The 21,632-nt window shown below is 32.1% G+C and carries 19 protein-coding genes; 13 read left to right on the top strand and 6 right to left on the bottom strand.

What is annotated here, in order from left to right:
• Nucleotides 1–486: 486 nt before the first annotated feature.
• On the bottom strand, nt 487–1,644 hold the full coding sequence (locus Q4Q39_RS15145) for a THUMP domain-containing class I SAM-dependent RNA methyltransferase (RefSeq protein WP_303283398.1): 1,158 nt from the start codon (nt 1,642–1,644) through the stop codon (nt 487–489).
• A 228-nt stretch (nt 1,645–1,872) separates the two neighbouring features.
• On the opposite strand from Q4Q39_RS15145, the gene Q4Q39_RS15140 reads away from it, so the two are divergent.
• Genes Q4Q39_RS15140 through Q4Q39_RS15130 form a run of 3 tightly spaced genes read left to right on the top strand, consistent with a single transcriptional unit; the run spans nt 1,873 to nt 3,752 of the window.
• The gene (locus tag Q4Q39_RS15140) at nt 1,873–2,604 is read left to right on the top strand and encodes a class I SAM-dependent methyltransferase (protein WP_303283397.1); all 732 of its coding nucleotides are present in this window, start codon (nt 1,873–1,875) and stop codon (nt 2,602–2,604) included.
• A 45-nt stretch (nt 2,605–2,649) separates the two neighbouring features.
• Nucleotides 2,650–3,324, top strand: coding sequence for a ZIP family metal transporter (locus Q4Q39_RS15135; RefSeq protein ID WP_303283396.1), 675 nt, complete (start codon nt 2,650–2,652; stop codon nt 3,322–3,324).
• Nucleotides 3,324–3,752 carry a DUF4268 domain-containing protein gene (locus Q4Q39_RS15130; protein WP_303283395.1) on the top strand — a complete coding sequence of 143 codons (429 nt, stop codon included), beginning with the start codon at nt 3,324–3,326 and terminating at the stop codon, nt 3,750–3,752. Before Q4Q39_RS15135 ends, Q4Q39_RS15130 begins: the two co-directional genes overlap by 1 nt.
• Here Q4Q39_RS15130 and Q4Q39_RS15125 read toward each other — a convergent pair whose 3' ends face one another.
• On the bottom strand, nt 3,753–4,244 hold the full coding sequence (locus Q4Q39_RS15125; RefSeq protein ID WP_303283394.1) for a GNAT family N-acetyltransferase: 492 nt from the start codon (nt 4,242–4,244) through the stop codon (nt 3,753–3,755).
• Nucleotides 4,245–4,424: 180 nt separating this feature from the next.
• Here Q4Q39_RS15125 and Q4Q39_RS15120 point away from each other — a divergent pair, with 180 nt between their 5' ends.
• The 3 genes from Q4Q39_RS15120 to Q4Q39_RS15110 are packed head-to-tail and all read left to right on the top strand — an operon-like array spanning nt 4,425 to nt 8,409.
• Nucleotides 4,425–6,230 carry a DUF1800 domain-containing protein gene (locus Q4Q39_RS15120; protein ID WP_303283393.1) on the top strand — a complete coding sequence of 602 codons (1,806 nt, stop codon included), beginning with the start codon at nt 4,425–4,427 and terminating at the stop codon, nt 6,228–6,230.
• A gap of 5 nt (nt 6,231–6,235) precedes the next feature.
• The gene (locus Q4Q39_RS15115; RefSeq protein ID WP_303283392.1) at nt 6,236–7,657 is read left to right on the top strand and encodes a DUF1501 domain-containing protein; all 1,422 of its coding nucleotides are present in this window, start codon (nt 6,236–6,238) and stop codon (nt 7,655–7,657) included.
• Nucleotides 7,654–8,409 carry a discoidin domain-containing protein gene (locus Q4Q39_RS15110; RefSeq protein WP_303283391.1) on the top strand — a complete coding sequence of 252 codons (756 nt, stop codon included), beginning with the start codon at nt 7,654–7,656 and terminating at the stop codon, nt 8,407–8,409. The genes Q4Q39_RS15115 and Q4Q39_RS15110 overlap by 4 nt, the downstream gene beginning before the upstream one ends.
• A gap of 278 nt (nt 8,410–8,687) precedes the next feature.
• On the opposite strand, the gene trhA is transcribed toward Q4Q39_RS15110, so the two are convergent.
• Complete coding sequence (gene trhA / locus Q4Q39_RS15105; RefSeq protein ID WP_303283390.1) at nt 8,688–9,314, bottom strand: PAQR family membrane homeostasis protein TrhA; 627 nt, start codon at nt 9,312–9,314, stop codon at nt 8,688–8,690.
• A 3-nt stretch (nt 9,315–9,317) separates the two neighbouring features.
• Entirely contained in the window at nt 9,318–9,968 is a 651-nt protein-coding gene (locus Q4Q39_RS15100) for a DUF4294 domain-containing protein (RefSeq protein WP_303283389.1), read from the bottom strand.
• Between the two features lie 128 nt (nt 9,969–10,096).
• On the opposite strand from Q4Q39_RS15100, the gene Q4Q39_RS15095 reads away from it, so the two are divergent.
• From Q4Q39_RS15095 to Q4Q39_RS15065, 7 genes are all read left to right on the top strand, one after another.
• Nucleotides 10,097–11,185: a M42 family metallopeptidase gene (locus Q4Q39_RS15095; protein ID WP_303283388.1), complete on the top strand. Its 1,089-nt coding sequence runs from the start codon at nt 10,097–10,099 to the stop codon at nt 11,183–11,185.
• Nucleotides 11,186–11,353: 168 nt separating this feature from the next.
• A complete protein-coding gene (locus Q4Q39_RS15090) occupies nt 11,354–12,511 on the top strand; it encodes an aminotransferase class V-fold PLP-dependent enzyme (protein ID WP_303283387.1) in 1,158 nt (385 codons plus the stop codon).
• Nucleotides 12,512–12,523: 12 nt separating this feature from the next.
• Nucleotides 12,524–13,078 (top strand): NUDIX hydrolase, encoded by a 555-nt coding sequence (locus Q4Q39_RS15085; RefSeq protein ID WP_303283386.1) that lies wholly within the window; start codon nt 12,524–12,526, stop codon nt 13,076–13,078.
• 26 nt (nt 13,079–13,104) lie between these two features.
• On the top strand, nt 13,105–13,779 hold the full coding sequence (locus tag Q4Q39_RS15080) for a PrsW family intramembrane metalloprotease (RefSeq protein WP_303283385.1): 675 nt from the start codon (nt 13,105–13,107) through the stop codon (nt 13,777–13,779).
• Between the two features lie 148 nt (nt 13,780–13,927).
• The gene (locus Q4Q39_RS15075) at nt 13,928–14,416 is read left to right on the top strand and encodes an acyl-CoA carboxylase biotin carboxyl carrier protein subunit (RefSeq protein ID WP_303283384.1); all 489 of its coding nucleotides are present in this window, start codon (nt 13,928–13,930) and stop codon (nt 14,414–14,416) included.
• A 97-nt stretch (nt 14,417–14,513) separates the two neighbouring features.
• Complete coding sequence (locus tag Q4Q39_RS15070; protein ID WP_303283383.1) at nt 14,514–15,953, top strand: acetyl-CoA carboxylase biotin carboxylase subunit; 1,440 nt, start codon at nt 14,514–14,516, stop codon at nt 15,951–15,953.
• 93 nt (nt 15,954–16,046) lie between these two features.
• On the top strand, nt 16,047–17,588 hold the full coding sequence (locus Q4Q39_RS15065; RefSeq protein ID WP_303283382.1) for an acyl-CoA carboxylase subunit beta: 1,542 nt from the start codon (nt 16,047–16,049) through the stop codon (nt 17,586–17,588).
• 1,130 nt (nt 17,589–18,718) lie between these two features.
• Here Q4Q39_RS15065 and Q4Q39_RS15060 read toward each other — a convergent pair.
• Nucleotides 18,719–20,278 (bottom strand): helix-turn-helix transcriptional regulator, encoded by a 1,560-nt coding sequence (locus Q4Q39_RS15060; protein WP_303283381.1) that lies wholly within the window; start codon nt 20,276–20,278, stop codon nt 18,719–18,721.
• Between the two features lie 166 nt (nt 20,279–20,444).
• Nucleotides 20,445–21,536, bottom strand: a complete 1,092-nt coding sequence (locus Q4Q39_RS15055) for an amidohydrolase family protein (protein WP_303283380.1) — start codon at nt 21,534–21,536, stop codon at nt 20,445–20,447.
• Nucleotides 21,537–21,632: the final 96 nt, after the last annotated feature.

Raw genomic sequence — 21,632 nt, 5'->3', positions numbered from 1 at the left:
TACGAAGTGTGACAAAATTGACCGAAAAAAATCAGTTACCAAGTTAATGCATGAAAAAATATGGCGTTTATGTAGAAAAAAATAAAAGTAGAATACTCGTATTAAGCTGAATCATAAATCGAATAGAAGATGCTCATTTATCGCACTAAGTCTTGATCCCACAAGCACAATATCATTAAGTTAAGACTGTGATATCAGTCTGAACGTGGGCTTTGTACCTTAAATCCGAGCTATCAGAATAGAATAACTTCACTAGTTATGGTTTTCTACCAAAGCATTCACAAATTTACTTATAATTATATTTTTTATTTAACAATAGGTAAATTTGATTATTAATGCTAGAACAAGCTAAATAAAAAGTTGTTTAGAAATAAATATTCTGCTACTCAATAGCGCAGACTTATGGCTCGAACAACAATAAAAACAGAGCATATTTATATTTATTTCTGGTCATAACAGACAGATTTCTACCTTCGTAGAAATTAGTTACTTCATATACTTACCCTTCTTGCTCCCTTCATACATCACATATTTAACCAAACGCGATTCTAGCTTGGCATTAAATAACTGTATTTTTCGTGAAGGTCGTAAACCTACATGCTTAAGAGCATCAAGGTTACTCGTAATAAACCAAGCATCAGTACCTGGGTAATTTTGTTTTAAAGTATCGCCAATATCTTTATAAAATTGTTCCATATCGATGTTTAAACGCTCACCGTACGGTGGATTAAATACCATATGCAATTTCTCTTCACCACCTTTTTGAGTTTTAAAGAAATCTTCATGTTTAACCTCAATAAAATCTTCTAGTTGTGCATTTTTTACATTGTCTTTCGTTTTAGCAACGGCACTTGGTGCTTTATCATATCCAATTATTTTATGATGAAAGTCCCTTGTTTTCTTAAGAAGTGATTCTTCTATTTTTTCAAATAAATCAACATCCCAATCTTGCCAACGTTCAAAAGCAAATTCTTTACGCATCAAATTGGGTGGAATATTACAAGCTATCATAGCAGCTTCAATTAACATCGTACCACTACCGCACATCGGATCCATAAAATCGGTTTGTCCATCCCAGCCCGACAGCATAATCAATCCTGCAGCCAATACTTCATTTATAGGAGCAATATTAGTGGCTGTTTTATAACCTCGCTTATGCAGAGAATCCCCAGAAGAATCTAAAGATATGGTACATTGACGTCTATCAATATGTACATTAATTTTTAAATCAGGAAATTTTAAATCAACATTAGGTCGCTGCCCTGTAGTATCACGAAATTTATCTACAATAGCATCTTTCGTTTTTTGAGCAATATATAACGAGTGGGTAAACAAATCAGAATGAATAGTAGCATCAACCGCCAAAGTTCCAGTAGATTTTAAATAAGGCTCCCAATCCATAGCATAGATTTTATCATATAAATCTTTCTCGCTATTAACAATAAATGAATGAATGGGTTTTAAGATTTTAACAGCCGTACGTAAACCTAAATTAGCTTTGTACATAAATCCTTTATCACCAGAAAAACTAACATTCCGAACACCCTTTTTTACATCTTGTGCTCCAAGTTTAGTAAGTTCATTTGCTAATAATTCTTCAAAACCAAATAAAGTTTTGGCCACCATTGTGAAATTTTCTTCCATTTTTTCCTACTACTTACTAGATACACTTTATTAGCTTGCAAAAATAGCGTAATTTTGTGTTAAATTAATGTTAATAAGAATTAGATTAAGGGAACCGCTATACCTTTTTTAAATAGAAAAGATATAGCTATTTTTTATATTCATGAGTTTATTATTTACTAAAATAGTACGCTAAGAATAAAACAGCTCTTGTATTATTAAAAATATGAGAAACCACCAACAAATACTATGATAACAAATACAACAGATTGGTTTACTTCTTGGTTTGACACACCATTTTACCACATTTTATACAAAGATAGGGATGACACCGAAGCGCAAGCATTTATGGATACCCTAACTCATTATTTAAACATTCCTGAGCCTGGAACTATTTTAGATTTAGCTTGTGGAAAAGGAAGACATGCAGTATACTTAAATACTTTAGGATACCATGTAACAGGTGTCGATTTAAGTGAGAATAGTATTAAACACGCTAAGCAATTTGAAAATGACACCTTACATTTTGAGGTTCATGATATGTGTAAACCTTACAATAAGCAATTTGATGCTGTTTTTAATTTGTTTACCAGTTTTGGGTATTTTGATAAAGATGAAAATAACCTAAACACCATTAAAGCAATAAAAGCTAATTTGAATGATTTTGGTTTTGGAGTCATTGATTTTATGAACAGCGAATTTGTAATTGATAATTTAGTGCCTGAAGAATTTAAAACAGTGGATGGTATCCATTTTAATTTAAAACGATATGTAGAAGATGGTTATATTGTAAAAGATATTTCATTTACTGTTGATGATGAAAATTATAATTTTCAAGAACGAGTAAGAGCATTTACCCTAGATGATTTTCAAAAACTATTTAAAAAAGCTGACGTACATTTGTTAGATGTTTTTGGAGATTATAAATTGCGTAAGTTTAATGCGAAAACATCCGAACGTTTAGTAATGATTTTTAAATAGCCAATAATTACTATTTAAACCACTTTTTTTGAGTATTTAATATACATGAACAATTATCTTTTACCTTTTTACGCTGTTATTTTAGGTGTGCTTATAGCTAGTTTTACCAAAACAAAAAAATCTTGGAACACCAAACTCCTACTCTCTTTTAGTGGTGCTTTTTTATTAGCCTTAACACTTTTTGAATTATTACCAGAGGTGTATAATCATTTAGATACCAAACTAACTGGACTATATATTATGTGCGGCATTTTACTGCAAATTATTTTAGAATTGTTTTCTAAAGGAGCAGAACATGGGCATGTACATATCCATAAGAACGAAACCGTTTTTCCTTGGCTACTATTTATTAGTTTATGCATTCATAGCTTTTTAGAAGGGTTTGCTATACATGAGCATAACGATATGGTTTATGGTGTGTTAATACATAAAATACCAATTGCAACTTTAATTAGTATGTTTTTATTTCAGTCTAACTACAGTAAAATACAGATTGGCCTCTTTTTAACCATTTTTGCCTGCATGACACCTTTAGGCACTATTATTTCACATACTTCTGAAACAATTGCCAGCTTTGCTCATGTTATTAACGCCATAGTTATTGGTATATTTTTCCATATTTCTACCACGATCCTGTTTGAAAGTGGAGATGGACATAAATTCAATTTATCAAAATTTATTGCCATTATTTTAGGTGTAGGAATAGCTTATTTAATATAATGTTTAGCAAAGAAGAATCACGACAATTACGACAAGAGTTTTGGACTAGCTTTGGAAAATCGTTTCCGCGAAAATGGATTTTATACAATACAAAACTAAAAGGTTTAAGTTTTAAGTTTCATTTTGACAACAAAAAGGCTTTAGTGACCCTAGACTTAGAGGGCGATCTTGAAAATAGAATAAAATACTGGGAAAAACTTCTAACTTTAAAAGCCATTCTTTTAGATGATTTTTTACCCAATGCCGTTTTTGATGAAGAATATTTTTTAGATAACGAAAAGGAAATTTCCAGAATTTATGTGCCTTTAGAGCAAAAAGTATCTATTCATAATAAAAATTCATGGCGATATGTCATGGAATTCTTCAATAAAGAGATGCGTTTATTCGAAGCTTTTTTTGAAGCATATAAAGATGTGATTGAAGGCTAATTATATCTTTTTTACCATTTGGTAATCATCCATCACAAAGCCATTTCCTATATCTGTAACTAAAGGGCCTACATTAATAAACCCCAACCACTCATAAGCTTTTATAGCATTTGTATTATTTATATTTACTGTGAGTCTTATATTTTTTAATTGGTAACTTTTTGTTTTTTCTTCAACAAACAACATCGCCGTTTTTCCAATTTTCTTTCCTCTATAAGTATTTAAAACATATATCTTACTTAAAAATAATGATTCATCTTCTTTCTTTATCGAAATATAACCAACTGGTATTTCATCATAAGTCATTAAAAAATACTCAAACCCATTTTCTACTTGCCCTTCAATAGCAATTGCAGATTGGTATTTTTCTAACATATAATCTATCTGTGGTTTTCCAACTATAGGAATATAATGTTCTCTCCAAATAACATCTGCTAGTTTTGCGATTTGCAAGTAACTATTTGTTGTATCTGCAACAATAATCTCTATCATATAAAACTTTGAATTAACAATTCAAATTAAACAATAAAAGCGGAGTTAACAGCATATAAATACCTCTTAAAAGTACCGTTCGTCGAAAAACAACGTATTTTAACTGCTCAAATCGCCGTTTTGAAAGTCCAACTTAAAAAAAACAACGTAATTTGAAAAGTATAAAGACAAAATCCGAATATGAAAAAACACTTACTTTTCTTTTTTCTATGTTTCCCTAGTTGCTTTTTTTCTCAAAATTATTCAGATTATTTGGGCGCAGGACATAGTAATGGTATAAGCGTAAGTTCCAGCAGTGAACAAAGTCGTACAAATTGGAGAGAAACTGCCAGTGGTTCTAACACCGTTAACGGTAAAGGTTTAGATGCTCGCCTATTAGAAACATCCCGATTTTTAGCTCAAGCTACTTTCGGAACTGATTTAGATTATATTAAATCTGTTGCAAAAAAACCATTTGAAGATTGGATTGATTCTCAGTTTGACATGAATAGTCCATCAATGGGACAAATGACTGATGATATCTATAATCAGGCACTTGTTATTTTTATTGCTAATGGAGGTAACCATAAAGATTACAATGGTCCAGATAATAATCATTTTAATTACGCATGGTGGCAATCTAATATCGGAAATGAAGATTTATTAAGACAAAGAATAGCTTTAGCATTAAGTGAAATACTTGTAATCTCATGGGATTCAAACCTAAACGACTATGGTGTAGGTCTAGGTGATTATTATGATGTTTTAAAAGATAACGCCTTTGGGAATTTTAGAGACCTATTATTAGAGGTAACGTTACATCCAATGATGGGTGGTTACTTAAGTCATTACAATAACCCGAAAAGTGATCCTGATGAAAACATTCATCCTGATGAGAATTTTGCAAGAGAAATTATGCAATTATTCACTATTGGGTTATATGAACTTAATCCAGACGGCAGTTATGAGCTAGATATAAACGGTGATATAATTCCAACTTATGACAATGAAGACATAAAAGAATTTGCCAAAATATTTACAGGATTAGGAACTTCTGAGGTTGAAGAAAACGAATATGATGTCGTTCCTGATTTTGGAGTTGGTTTTCACTTAGCCAGAAAAAATATCCCCATGATTATGTATGAAAACTGGCATGAACCTGGAGAAAAAAGATTATTAAATGGAAACGTTGTTCCTAGCGGACAATCTGGGATGAAAGACATTGAAGATGCAGTAGACAATTTATTTAATCATAAAAACACTCCTCCTTTTATTGCTTTACGTTTAATACAGCAATTAGTAAAATCGAACCCTTCACCAGCTTATATATCAAGAATTAGTGGTGTATTTGAAAATCACAAAGGTGTTCGAGGCGATATGAAAGCTGTCATTAAAGCCATCTTATTAGATGAAGAAGCAAGGAGCTGTAGTTGGGTGAACGATCCTAACAGCGGTAAGTTAATCTCACCTATGATTAGATATTTCAATGCAACTAGGCAATTAGATTTAGATAATAAAAGTGGGTTAAACTGGAATTTAGGAACTGCTTTTTTTAAAGCCACTGGCCAATTGCCTTTAGGTTCTCCAAGTGTTTTTAATTTTTATTTACCAGAGTATGTTCCTAGTTCTGAATTTGCAAATGCAAATTTGAAAGGTCCAGAATTCGAAATACATACTTCTGCTTCAAGTTTAGCTTATTTAAACCAAGTAAATGCTTGGACTAATACAAGGCATTTTTCAATGCTATATACCCGTAAATTAGGACTTGAAGACACGCCTTTAGATTTTGAAAAATTAAAGTATTATGCGCAAGATGGTGAGGTACTTGTAAATATGTTAGATAAACTATTTACTCGTGGGCAGCTTTCTGATGATACAAAACGCATAATAGTAGATGCTATAGAACCTTTACAAGGAGGAAATGAAAACATCGATTATATGTATCTACGAGTAAGAATGGGACTGTTTTTAATTTTAACAAGCCCAGATTATGTTATATTAAAATAACGAAAATGACAAAACACAAACACAATAATATATCGAGACGGAAATTTTTAGGGCAGTCATGTGCTGCACTGGGTTACACAACCATTTTTTCATCATTAATAAATTTAAAAGCCATGGCTGCTACAGCTATGAATAATTCGTCTACTATTTCTATAGGTGGCGATTATAAAGCTTTAGTATGCTTAAACTTAGGTGGTGGTAACGATTCTTTTAACATGTTAATCCCAAGAGGAAATAATGAGTATAGTGAATACGCCACTACCCGATCAAACTTAGCCATCCCACAAAATCAAATCTTACCAATCAACCCAAATACATCAGATGGTAGATCATTTGGTCTCCACCCTTCCATACCAAATATGCAACAACTATTCGAGAGTAATAATTTGGCATTTCTCTCTAATGTTGGGACTTTAATAGAACCTTCAACAAAATTAGATATTCAAAATAAAGTTGTTAAAACCCCTTTAGGCTTATTTTCTCATTCAGACCAGACACAACAATGGCAAACGGGAAGACCACACGAAAGAACTAACATTGGTTGGGGTGGTCGAATTGCAGATTTAGTGCAATCCATGAACTCCAATGAAAATATATCCATGAATGTCTCATTAGGAGGAAGTAATACGTTTCAAAGAGGCAATCAAATAATACCATATGCCATAAGAACTAGTGGTAGTATAGGAATTGATCGTTATGGACGAGACAATATTTATGATCGTCTTAGAACGCAGGCTATAAATTCTATGTTAGATCGAGATTATCAAGATATTTTTAAAAACACTTATAAAAACACGATAAAAACTTCGAATGATTCTGGTCTACAATTTCAAGAAGCTGTAGATGGCATTCCTGAATTTAGCACCATAATGCCTGAAGAAAACCGTCTGGCTGAAAAATTAAGAATGGTAGCAAAAACCATTGCAAGCAGAGATACTTTAGGCTTTTCCAGACAAACATTTTTTGTTGATGCTGGTGGTTGGGATCATCATGATGAATTACTTGTAAATCAAGCAAATAGATTAGCAGAAGTCGATGCAGCTTTACAATATTTTAATAGTGTTATGGCTGAATTAAACACAACCGACTGCGTAACATTATTTAGTATATCAGATTTTGGACGCACCCTTACATCAAATGGAAACGGTACAGATCATGCTTGGGGAGGCAATGCTTTTATGATGGGTGGCGCTGTACAAGGAAAAGAAATATATGGCGATTATCCTGTTTTAGCATTAGGCAGTGATGTTGATCTTAGAAAAAAAGGTGTTTTAATACCATCAACTCCAGCCGATCTTTATATGGCGGAGCTCGCTTTATGGTTTGGAGTTCCTGCTTCAGATCTTACAACCATTTTCCCAAACTTATCTAATTTTTACGATACTAACTCTGGTACGCCTCCAATTGGCTTTATGAATATGATATGATGAAAAAACTATACACACACATACTAATTACTTTTATATTTATTTCTCCTGCAATAAGTGCACAATGCTATCCAGACAGACATAGTACAAGCTGGTACGATAGCTGGATATCTTGTGAAACATCACCAAACCCAAATTCAGCATATGGACAAACACATTGGATTATGTATGATTTTGGATACGAATACGAACTAAGAGAATCTAAATTCTGGAATGCTAACGAACCAAAAAATCTTAATTACGGTATTAACGATTACAATTTAGATTATTCATTAGATGGTGTTTCGTGGACAAACTTAGGAGCTTTTAATATGACACAAGCAACTGGTTCATCTACTTACGAAGGAGAAGAAGGTCCAGATTTTAATTATACTAAAGCACGATATGTATTAATCACGCCTACTTCAAATTTTGGAGGTGATTGTTATTCTTTAAGTGAAATGAAAGTCAATATTACGGATCCTTTCGATCTTATTGCTGAAGAAAACGGATTTAACGCCTTAGCGTATCCTAATCCTTTTGTTAATAGCATAAACCTTAGAATTTCATCTATTGATCAAACTAGCCCCGTAAATTATGCATTATATGATATGCTGGGAAGACCTATAAGCTCCGGTAGTATAACTATTGTTGAAGACACTGAAATTTATGAACTGCCAATACATGGCAATGCTCTATCTGTAGGGATGTATATTATAAATGTGGAGCAAAATAAAAATAAACGTGCTTTCAAAATTATAAAAAGCAAATAGATAAGGTCCGCTTATTTATTCTAACGTCAGTCAACGTAAACAACACTCAAAAGAACCAAATTAATTATCTGAAATACAGTCATTTGTCATGTCGACAGAACGAAGCATGAGTGACGAGACATCTCATCATGATGCGATTCCTCCTCGAAAGCTCCGCTTGATATCTTCAAACAAAATATATTTTGTTTTCGATAGCGTTCGGAATGACTAGATCCCTTCTTTTAAACATCTTAAAGAGTTGATTGTCAATTTACTATAAATCGAACTAGTTATTCTAGCTAAATCACATAAAGGAAAATCATAAAAAAATGAAAAATGGCACCTGCTAAAACAAATAGGTGCCAAACAACATGGTTATAAGGTATTTTTTCTACTGCATAAAAAACAATACCTACCGTATAGAATAGTCCACCACCAAATAGAAATAAGATACCATCATCACCAATAATATTGGATAAATTTGAGAAATCGAAGACAATAAGCCACCCCATTGCCAAATAAAGAAGTGTAGAAAAAACCTCGAAGCGTCCTGTAAAAAACAACTTTAAAACAATACCAAACGCTGCAATACCCCAAACAATCCAAAAGAGCGTCCAACCTAAACTATCATGCAATGCAATTAATAAAACAGGCGTATAAGTACCAGCTATAAGTAAGTAGATACTAACATGGTCTATAATTCTAAAATAATACTTTTGTTTCTTTTTATTTACAGCATGATACAATGTAGATGCCGTAAATAATACAATAATGGAGATACCATAAACGATAATACTAAAGAGACTCCAATTATTTTTTTGATTATCAAAGACAATAAGCAGTATTAATGCTGTAATTCCGAAGAATATACCAATAGCGTGTGTGGTCGCATTTAGTTTTTCTTCAAAAAGAGTTTGATCTCGCATTGTTTATGGTTCCCTTGTTGCGGGTAACCATTTGTCTGTTAAATCATAAAAATCAAAGTCAATAGCTGATTTTTGACGTTCTAATCGACCATTTTGAAAGTTCCGCAGTAAAATATCTTCAATTAAATAGTCTTCTTTTACATTTACAGGATCAAATTCCCGTTTTAATGAAAGATCGAACATACTAGCAGTCGTGTTATACCAAAATGCACGCCAACCATTACGTAGTTCTTTTATTAAATTAAATGCCGTGGTACCAGTCTGTCTGTGAATTAATTTAATGAGTATTTGTCCCTCTGTACGAGTCAGCTTTTTTAATTCTTCAGAAAACTCGCCTTCTATATATTTTTGAATACGTTTAGTGTACCGTTTCTTTTCACGAGTCCTTTTAAGAGTTGCTAAATGTTTATTCATAGAATCTAAACGTTCAGCAGCCATTTTTGCATATGGATATACTTTCATTGTTTTTCTTCTAAGAATGAGATATCTAATACGTTCTTTCTTATCATCAAACCTAAGCTTATGTAAAAGCCTTACTTCTCTTAAATCGATAGATAATCTGGGAACAGAATCACCCTTAATAATAAGATACTCTACGGCAGCAGAATCCTGTACAATATCATTCCCTTGAGCGAAGAGCAAAAAAGGGAACATTAAGAATATATATTTAAAACAGTTCATCAAAAATACCGGAGCTTCAATACTTCAAATTTAATAATTTACCTGGTTTAAAACATTTTTTTTCTATTTATATTATTATTTTAGTGCAAAATTTTTTATAAATGACGAAGAAGAGCATTCTTAACAAGGAGTCTATGGACTTTTTAGAAAAGTATTTAAATAATGCCGCACCTACAGGTTACGAATGGAATGGGCAAAAATTATGGATGGACTACGTAAAACCTTACATAGATGAATTTATAACAGATACTTATGGCACAGCCGTAGGTGTCATAAATCCTAAAGCAAAATATAAAGTGGTTATAGAAGGCCATGCCGATGAAATCTCATGGTATGTAAATTACATATCAGATAACGGATTAATCTATGTTATTAGAAATGGTGGTAGTGATCATCAAATTGCACCGAGTAAAATAGTTAACGTGCATACCAAAAAAGGCATTGTTAAAGGTGTTTTTGGATGGCCAGCCATACACACTCGCAACAGAACTAAAGAAGAAGCTCCAAAACCAGATAATATTTCTATCGATGTTGGAGCAAAAGATAAAGAAGAAGTTGAAAAAATGGGAATTCATGTAGGCTGCGTTATCACCTACCCTGATGAGTTTCATATTTTAAATGATGATAAACTAGTTTGTCGTGCTTTAGATAATAGAGTGGGAGGTTTTATGATTGCTGAAGTAGCCCGATTGCTAAAAGAAAATAAAAAAGAGCTTCCTTTTGGACTTTACATTACAAATTCGGTACAAGAAGAAATTGGTTTACGTGGTGCAGAAATGATCTCGCATACCATTAAACCAAATGTAGCTATAGTTACAGATGTAACTCACGATACGACCACTCCAATGATAGAAAAGAAAAAAGAAGGTCATCTTGAAATTGGTAAAGGTCCTGTTGTAGCTTATGCACCTGCTGTACAACAAAAATTACGTGATTTAATTACAGAAACTGCAGAGGATAAAAAAATTCCTTTTCAACGTTCTGCCCTATCTCGTGCTACTGGAACCGATACAGATGCCTTTGCTTACAGCAATGGCGGTGTAGCATCTGCACTAATTTCATTACCGCTCCGTTATATGCATACTACTGTAGAAATGGTACATAAAGATGATGTAGAAAATGTTATTAAATTAATATACGAAACACTACTTAATATAAAAGATGGTGAAACGTTTAGTTATTTTGAATAAACAATATTTTATCTGTAAATACATTAAAGTTATCCTTTTTAGGGTAACTTTTTTCTTTTAAAGCTATTTGTTATCTGTTAAGTAGGCAAACAATAATTTAATACACATTTCTTTCTATTAATTTTCAATAAACTTTGTAGCTTTAACAATTAAATAATTAAGCCTTTTATGCTATTACAAGATCAAAAGCATTTATTTGATATTCCTCAGGAAACCACGTATCTTAATATAGCGAGTCAATCGCCTTCTTTTAAAGCAGTATATCAAGCAGGACTAGAAGGCTTGAAACAAAAAAACCGTCCTTATACAATTAAAAATTCAGATTACTTTGATCCGGTTTCTGAACTTAAAAAACTATTTGCACAACTTATAGAGGCAGAAGATTATAACCGTATAGCAACAATTCCTTCGGTTTCTTATGGTATTGCAACGGTTGCAAATAATATAAAATTAAACCCTGGAGATGAAATATTAATTATAGATGAACAATTTCCAAGCAATGTCTATTCATGGCAAAAATTAGCAGAGACATATAATGCTTCGTTAAAAACGGTTAGCACTCCAAAGACGAAAACCAATCGTGCATTATTATGGAATGAAGCCATTTTAAATGCTATAAATAGTAAAACTGCAGTCGTAGCGATGGGTAATATTCATTGGTCTAATGGAACTTTATTTGATTTAAAATCTATTAGAAACAAAACCAAAGATCACAATGCGCTTTTAATTATAGATGGTTCTCAGTCTGTTGGTGCGTTACCATTTTCTGTTAAAGAGTTTCAACCAGACGCCCTTATTTGTGCTGGTTACAAATGGCTTTTCGGACCTTATGGTTGTGCTTATGCATATTATGGAGACTATTTTGATAACGGCTCTCCCTTAGAAGAAAGTTGGATGCATAGACTTAATAGCGAGAATTTTGCAGGTTTAACAAATTATGAATCTCAATATAAGCCTTTGGCAAATCGCTATTCCGTAGGTGAAAATGGAAATTTTATTTATGTAAAAATGCAAATTGCTGCCTTAAAACAAATTTTAGAATGGACGCCTAAAGCCATACAAAACTATTGCAAATCTATATCTTTTGAAGCTGTAGAGACATTAGAAAAATTAGGATGTCATATTGAAGATTCAAATTATAGAACACATCATTTATTCGGAATTGAATTACCAAACGACCTAGATATTAAAGCTTTACAGCAAGATTTAGCAAATGAAAATATCTATGTGTCATTCAGGGGAAATTTTATTAGAATTTCCTGTCACTTATTCAATACATCTAAGGATTTTGAACCTCTTATTACTTGTTTATCTAAATACCTATAAAATTTCTAATATATGGACGAGTATATAGATATTGTTACAAAAGAAGGAAAACCTATTGGAAGATCCGAATTAAAATCTATTATCCATCAAAAAGGGTATTATCATAATACCGCTCATATTTGGTTTTATACTAAAAAAGGTGACATTTTATTATCTCAACGTTCGGCAAAAAAAACAATTTGTCCATTAATGTGGGATGTCTCGGTTGCAGGTCATATTGATGCAGGAGAAACCATAAAGCAAGCAGCTTTAAGAGAAACCAAAGAAGAAATTGGGATTTCAATTTCTGAAAATGATTTAAAAGAGATTGGCATTTTTGAATGCTTTCAAACCTATGAAAACGGTATTATTGATAACGAATTTCATAATACATTTATTTGTGAGCTGAAAGTTTCATTATCAAAACTAATCCCCCAAGAGGAAGAAGTTGAAGCTCTTAAATTAGTATCCTTTTCAAATTTTAAAGATCTTATAAAAAATATAGGCAACAATGGCAATCACTTTGTGCCTTCAAACAAATCATATTACGAATTTGTATTACAAAACATTATTGAAACTATAAACTAACCTCTTATTTCAAATACCCCTCTAAAATGAACCTATTGCTTTTAGCTATTGCTCCAATTTTTATAGTTATTCTATATATTTATTTTAAAGATAAATATGAAAAAGAACCTAAACACTTACTCTTTTACAACTTTCTTTTAGGTGCTATAGTAAGCGTCCTAATTACTACCATTTTATATTATATTTTCGATATTGTCTTACCGCTTACGGATCATACAAGTGTTTTTCAACAATTTGTTAAAGCCTTTCTTGTTGTTGGGTTCACCGAAGAATTTAGTAAATACATTATCGTCAGGTATTTTGCTCAAAGGCATAAAGAATTCAACGAACCGTTTGATGGTATAGCTTATGCAGTGATGGTATCCATGGGGTTTGCTGCTACAGAGAATATTCTATATGTATTCCAAGGCGGTTATGAAACAGCATTATTAAGAGCTTTTACAGCAGTTCCTGCACATGCAACATTTGGAATCTTAATGGGGTTCTATATGGGAAAAGCTAAATTTTCGAAAAACAGAATTGGCCTAAATATTATTGGTTTACTATCTGCTACTATATTTCATGGCGCCTATGATTTTTTCTTATTTATAGATTTTGTACCTGGTATATGGATAGGTGCATTTATATCTCTTTTTATTGGAATTTTACTCTCTAGAAAAGCTATTAAACTCCATCAAAAAAACTCTAATTTCAATGTTTGATAAAGCTGTTTCCAAATATGATTTATCTCATAAATTAAATCATCCTTTTTTAATAATTTTAGCTGACTCAAAATCTATACTTGGCTATATGATAGAACATTTAGTATATAAAATTCATATATTTACTACAAAATTAATCCACACATAAATGAGCAAGACTTTCAAAACCTCTGTAAATAATACGTTTGATTTTGAAATTAAAGATGACGACATCTCAAATCTTAATGCTTTACAAATTTCAGCTTCAAAATTTCATGTTCTTGATCAAAACAAATCTTATCATGCTGAAATTACAAGAGATGACTTCAATAAAAAATCATACGAAGTAAAAATCAACAACAATACATATAACATCAATATTTTAAATGATTTAGACGTTTTAATAAAAGATATGGGGTTTTCCATTGGGGCTGCAAAACATATTGATTCTGTTAAAGCTCCCATGCCTGGACTTATTTTAGAAATTAATGTAAAAGCGAATCAAGAAGTAAAAGAAGATGATCCGCTTTTAATTCTAGAAGCTATGAAAATGGAAAATATTATTACATCTCCAACAGATGGCGTTATCAAATCTATTTCTGTTAGTAAAGGAGAGGCCGTTGAGAAAAACCAACTACTAATAGAGTTCGACTCGTAATACATATATAAAAGTACATTCAACATTATAAAATATATAAAGTTTTATACACACCATTATACTAAAAACATGTGTATTCATAACGTATCTTATTATTATGAAAAAAATACTAGTAGCAAATAGAGGTGAAATTGCCATAAGAGTCATGATGACTGCTCAAAAAATGGGCATACAAACAGTTGCTGTATATTCTACAGCAGACAGAAATGCGCCGCATGTAAAATTTGCCGACGAAGCTGTATGCATAGGCGAACCTCCATCTAACCAATCTTATTTAAGAGGTGATAAAATTATTGAGGTAGCCAAACAACTTAACGTTGATGGCATACATCCTGGATATGGTTTTTTAAGTGAAAACGCCAGCTTTGCAGAGTTATGTGAGCAAAACAGTATTGTTTTTATTGGACCGAGGTCTAAAGCCATTAAGATTATGGGAAGTAAATTAGCAGCAAAAGAAGCTGTTAAAGCTTACGACATACCTATGGTTCCTGGAATTGATGAAGCCATCACAGATGTTACCAAAGCCAAAGCTATTGCTAAAAAAATTGGGTTTCCTATACTTATTAAAGCGTCTGCCGGTGGTGGTGGAAAAGGCATGCGCGTTGTAGAAAAAGAAAGTGATCTGGAATCTCAAATGAATCGTGCTATTAGTGAGGCAACGTCAGCTTTCGGTGATGGGTCTGTTTTTATTGAAAAATATGTGGCATCTCCTCGACATATAGAAATTCAAATCATGGCAGATAGTCACGGCAATATATTACACTTTTTTGAACGTGAATGTAGTATTCAAAGACGCCATCAAAAGGTAGTAGAAGAGGCACCATCTTCGGTTTTAACGCCAGAACTAAGAAAAAAAATGGGAGAAGCTGCCATTAAAGTTGCTAAGTCCTGTGATTATTTGGGAGCTGGTACGGTTGAGTTTTTATTGGATGGAGATCTAAATTTCTATTTCTTAGAAATGAATACCAGATTGCAAGTAGAACATCCTGTATCAGAATTAATTGCTGGTGTCGATTTGGTAGAACTTCAAATACTTGTAGCACGTGGTGAAGCTTTAGCTATTAAACAAGACGATTTAAAAATTAATGGGCATGCCCTAGAATTACGTGTTTATGCAGAAGACCCCCTAAATGATTTTTTACCTAGTGTTGGTCATTTAGATGTTTATAAACTTCCTAATGGTGAAGGTATTCGCGTAGATAATGGTTTTGAAGAAAATATGGATATTCCCATTTATTATGATCCTATGCTTTCTAAATTGATTACTTATGGAAAGACCAGAGATGAAGCCATTCAACTTATGATAAAAGCTATAGAAAATTATCATGTAGAAGGTGTACAAACCACGTTGCCTTTTGGAAAGTATGTTTGTGAACATGACGCGTTTCGTTCTGGAAATTTTGACACCCATTTTGTTAAAAATTACTATTCTCCGGAAGCCCTCAAAGAAGACACAGAGAAAGAAGCAAAAATTGCTGCTTTAATTGCGGTAAAACAATATACCGAAGATCAAAAATTATTAAGAATACCTAATTAAATTATATTCGTTATTTCGATACTGAACATAGTTAAAATAGAATGTAGATTTAAATTCTACATCGTAGTATTGAAAAACAAAGCTTATTAACCTATGGATTCAAAAATAAACAAACTAAACGAACGTATCGCTCTGGCACATTTGGGTGGCGGACAAAAACGCATTGATAAACAACATGCAAAAAAGAAACTCACTGCGAGAGAACGTGTCAACTATTTAATGGATGAAGGTTCTTTTGAAGAAATTGGTGTTCTAGTGACGCACAGAACAACAGACTTCGGAATGGAAAACGAGGTTTATTTTGGTGATGGCGTTATTACTGGCTACGGGACTGTTAATGACAAATTAGTATATGTATACGCTCAAGACTTTACCGTTTTTGGAGGTGCTTTATCTGAAACCCACGCCGAAAAAATATGCAAAATCATGGATTTAGCAGTAAAAGTTGGAGCACCTATTATTGGATTGAACGATTCTGGTGGTGCACGAATACAAGAAGGTGTTCGCTCTCTAGGTGGTTATGCAGATATTTTTTATAGAAATGTACAAACTTCTGGCGTTATTCCTCAAATTTCTGCTATTATGGGACCATGTGCTGGAGGTGCTGTCTACTCCCCTGCTATGACCGACTTTACCATTATGGTAGAAAACACAAGTTACATGTTTGTAACGGGACCTAATGTTGTTAAAACGGTTACTAATGAAGAAGTAACTAGTGAAGAATTGGGTGGTGCTTATACGCATGCTTCTAAGTCTGGAGTGGCTCATAAAACTTCTGCAAATGATATTGAGTGTTTAGAAGATATAAAAAAACTATTGAGTTACTTGCCTCAAAACAATACAGAATCCCCTCAAAAATTAAATTTTGAATTTAAAGATGAAGTCAGAACTATTTTATCAGATATCGTACCGGAAAACCCTAATAAACCCTATGATATGCATGAGGTTATAGACGGTATTATTGATGAAGACTCTTTTTATGAAATCCACAAAGACTATGCTGAAAATATTATTGTTGGCTTTGCAAGACTTGGCGGACGTAATATTGGAATTGTAGCAAATCAACCACTCTTTTTGGCTGGAGTATTAGATGTAAACAGCTCAAAAAAAGCAGCGCGTTTCACACGTTTTTGTGATTGTTTTAATATCCCTTTATTAGTATTAGTTGACGTACCTGGTTTTTTACCAGGAACCGATCAAGAATGGAATGGTATTATAGTTCATGGTGCCAAACTATTATATGCTTTGAGCGAAGCTACTGTTCCTAGAATAACAGTTATTACAAGAAAAGCCTACGGAGGTGCTTACGATGTTATGAATTCTAAACATATAGGAGCAGACTTAAATTATGCGTGGCCTGGCGCAGAAATAGCCGTTATGGGAGCAAAAGGTGCTAGTGAAATTATCTTTAAGCGAGACATTGCTGCTGCCGATGATCCTGCCAAAAAATTAGCAGAAAAAGAAGCCGAATATGCAGAAAAATTTGCGAATCCTTACAGGGCGGCAAGGCGTGGTTTTATTGATGAAGTCATTTTACCAAAAAACACACGAAGAAAACTCATTAAAGGGTTTTCTATGCTAGAAGATAAGCACGTAGATACTCCAAAAAGAAAGCACGGAAACATACCTTTATAAATAAAGAAACAAACTACTATGGATTGAAAATCCATAGTTTTAAACAAAGAATGGAATTCTTTGTTTAGAGTTGGTTTGTCAAGGAATGAAGAACGAAGAGCCTGCCTACCGGCAGCTACGGTGTACCCACAAATATTTATTGATTAGTCATCGCTTTAAAAAGTTAGCCACGAATACACTAATTTCACTAATTTTCCTGTCTATCGACAGGTTTAGCAGACTGAAAGTCTGATTCGTGTTGATGATAAGTATAGCACATCACAAGCGCATCCAATCTCTAGTATTAAGTTCTAGCAAAGACGTTAAGTCGACAACTGTATGCTATAACTGTCAAATGCGACTGAAAACCGGGATTTTATTTGTGTATTCGTGGCATTGGTATTGGGAATCATAAGATTTTGAGAATAATTTTATAACTTAAAAAGATGTGGGTACACCGTAGCGGCCAGGCAGGGAATCTCATTATTTTGGAATTTGTGATGAGATTTCTCTCTGTGTTCGAAATGACAATCGGCACGCAAAAAAGTTTATAGAAACTAAAGTAACTGCAATGAAATTGCAGGGTTTTAACCTTTAACTAGATAATAAAGCTAAAAAAGGAGACTAAAATAGACTCCTTTTTTTCTATCCAATCAAATAAACTTTATAAATATAATATCCTTATAGATACTAATTTGTTTATTTGAAATAACTCTAACATCTATGTTTTTATAACTAAAAATATACTTTCAGCTTACCTTATAAAAACAAGTTTAATTAGGTTACTTGAGGCAAAATATAATGTTGATTAATAGCACTACAAATATCACGAACCATATTAATAATAAAGAATAAATAACTACTCATTATCGACTCAAAATTAGAAAAATAGCAATTATTTGTATTTCTTAAGTTTTGAAGTATTTGAAGAAAGGCATCATAATTCAACGTCAGTTCGGCATATTAAAAACTGATAATCAAACACTTAAAAGACTCCTAAGAAGAAACCATGTAATTCCGAACGCTATCGAAAACAAAATATATTTTGTTTGAAGATATCAAGCGAAGCTTTCGAGGAGCCTGGTGGCAAGCAGCCGTATTTCATTGGATTATATATGATATTTTTAATAAAATTTACGTCGAACCCATCTTTAATTTAATATTTTTTCTGAGCCTCTAAAAGTTGTTTTAAGATATTCCGCTAATGTTTCTTTCTCTTTATCAATATTAATTTTTTTAGCAATACGATAACGTTTACTTTCAATGGCCCTAACAGATGTATTTAAGAAAACTGCAATTTCTTTGCTCTTAAAACCAACATACAAGTAGTAACAAATAATAACCTCTGAGTTATTTAATTGTGGGTACATTTTATTTATTACCTGAAAAAAATTCACATTAAGATCATTAACTAAATCTAAATGACTATCACTTTTATCTAAAATCGTGGAAGAATTATGATGTAAGTTTGTATATAATTTTTTAATTTTTTCTCGTTGAATAGACACATCTCCTATTCCCGATATGCTTTTAATCTCCTTTTTTAAATTGTATATATAATCTTCTAAGCCTTGAACTTTTACTACTAATTTTTCATTATTAGACCTAAAATATGATAAATTACTTGTTTGGTTACTTAAATCTATCGTTTTAAGCTTTTGTTTTCTATAAAAAAACATATATATAAAACTAGAAGCTGTTAAAAGCAGTAATAAGACTACGACCAATACGCCATTTAAATATTGCTTATCACTTACAATTTTTAATTCAAACTTTTCATTTACAAAATCGTTGTTTACTTGAAAACTACTAGTCATAATGTTTTCATACATTTTGTTTTCAAAAATTGCTAAAGAATCAGTATACGCTTTAGCCATTTCTTTGTTACCCAAAAAGCTATAAGAATCTGCATATAGTTTTAAATAATCCTCTTCAACATCTTCTGTCATTAAATGCTTATTCTTAGATAACTTTAATAGATAATGAAATGTCGAATCTATTTGTTTTTTTTTAAAATGACTATCAGCAAAAGACACATCCATTAAAGATTCAAAAGATGTATAGTTATACGAAACTATAGTAGGGTTATTTTTTAATTTTTTAAATTCATTAAAATACAAATAAGCCGTTTCTAAATCATCTAGAGCTATATAGTTAGAAGTAAGCATGGCAACAGAGGCCATATAAAAGTAAGCATCGTCTTTAGCACCTTTGTATTTATGTAAATTATCTAATAGTAACTTATTACATGCTTTATATTCTTTATCAAGAAATTTAGCATAAGCATAGGTTAAATCAACCTCAAAATCACCATAAGCATAATCAGATAATTTATAATATTCTCTAGCTTTTTTTAAATACTTAAACGCCGTAGTATCTTTTTTAACATAATAAAGGCAAGAAAACAATTCTAAACTAGCCTCACCCGCTATTTCATAATTTTTGCTGTCTACTGCATGTTTCAAAGCTAAAACACAGTTTTGATATGATTTTATATGATCGTTATTTTCATCATAAATTAAAGATTTTAAAATATAATAATCAGGAAGCCCTTCTTTAATATAATCATCTATTGGTCGTGGAATAGAATCTAAAAAAGCGATTGCTTTTTTAGTATCATAATCAATGTAAATATCTGCTGAATCGACAAATCGCTCATAGTCACTTGAGCCTTGACCGTAACAAAAAGTTCTAAAGAATAATAGCACCATAAAAACACAAAAAAATCTGTGTTTTGAACAAAGTTTCCGTTGTATCAAAATTTTAAATTATAATTAATCACCTATCGTAAAAATATGCAATTATTTTTAACAATAGTTTAATATTTTAAACTTTGTAGGCAGGAAAAAACTTACTAACAGTAGCCTTTCATAGTCATTAATCAGAAAACAAACTTTTATCTAACCCAGGAACAATACGTAACGCATTTTTATAGTAGATTTTTTTTAATACCTCATCAGGTAAATCCATACCATACATAGGCCAAAACGCGTGATATTTTTTATGATATGGAAAGTATTCATCTTTACTCTCTAAAACTCTAAAATAAGTAGGAAATTCTTTGGGTTTCCAGCTATCTTTCCCAAACAGTATGCGATCTTGATATTTGATAAAGAATGCCTTTGCAAAACGAGGTTGTCTGCCTAACTCTGCTATAATTGCTGCAATACCCACATTCATATTCGGGATGTCATCTAATAACATGCCTAATGTCCCCAAATCATTCGCATACCATCCCATATGTGCATTAATAAATGTAGTTTTAGGGTTGTTTTTAAACATACTATGCTGCTCTGCAATAATTTGTTCCCACGGCGCTGGATTCGTAGCACTTCGTTTTCTACGCGGATGCGTTTTTAGCTCTAACCAACGCTCATTATCACCATTAAAATCATCCCAAAAAGATTTAGGGTCTGCTGCATGAATAAGAACTGGTATCCCTAATTCGCCACATTTCGCCCAAATTGGGTTTAATCGTGCATCATTAATGGCAACCCGTTTTCCTTTAACATCTTTATCTCCTAAACCTAAACCTTTATAGACTTTTAAACCTCTAGCTCCATTTTTAACATCGAGTTCCAATTGATTCACTGTTTCTTCTATCCATCCCTTTTTTCCAACATTCTTATTAAAACTAATATTCGCAAATACTACAAAACGATTTGGATAATGATCTTTTATATTTTTAACAGACTTCTTTAAATCCTTGCCCGAACGCCCACTTAAATTAACCATTATTCCCATATTTAAAGTATCCATGGCTCTAACTACGGGGGTTAAATCTTGATTTGGCATTCTATATTGATGACCATGTATATCTATAAAAGTGAATTTTGCACGGTTTATAACCTTTCCAGGAACCACTAATGTCGATTTGGGATTATAGTCTTCAAATGATATGTCTTGTGCTATTATAACGTTTGAAAGGAGAATCGTAAATAAAATGACAATGGTGTTTTTAGTATGCATACTTTAATGGTTTTACCCAGATTATATATTATACGCGTTATGAAAGTTTCAACTATAAAAATAGCTATCTTACTTTATTCTAGCTAGTACTTTATG

The organism is Flavivirga amylovorans, assembly GCF_030540875.1.
Taxonomy (GTDB): domain Bacteria; phylum Bacteroidota; class Bacteroidia; order Flavobacteriales; family Flavobacteriaceae; genus Flavivirga; species Flavivirga amylovorans.
This window is presented reverse-complemented; position numbering and strand designations above follow the sequence as displayed.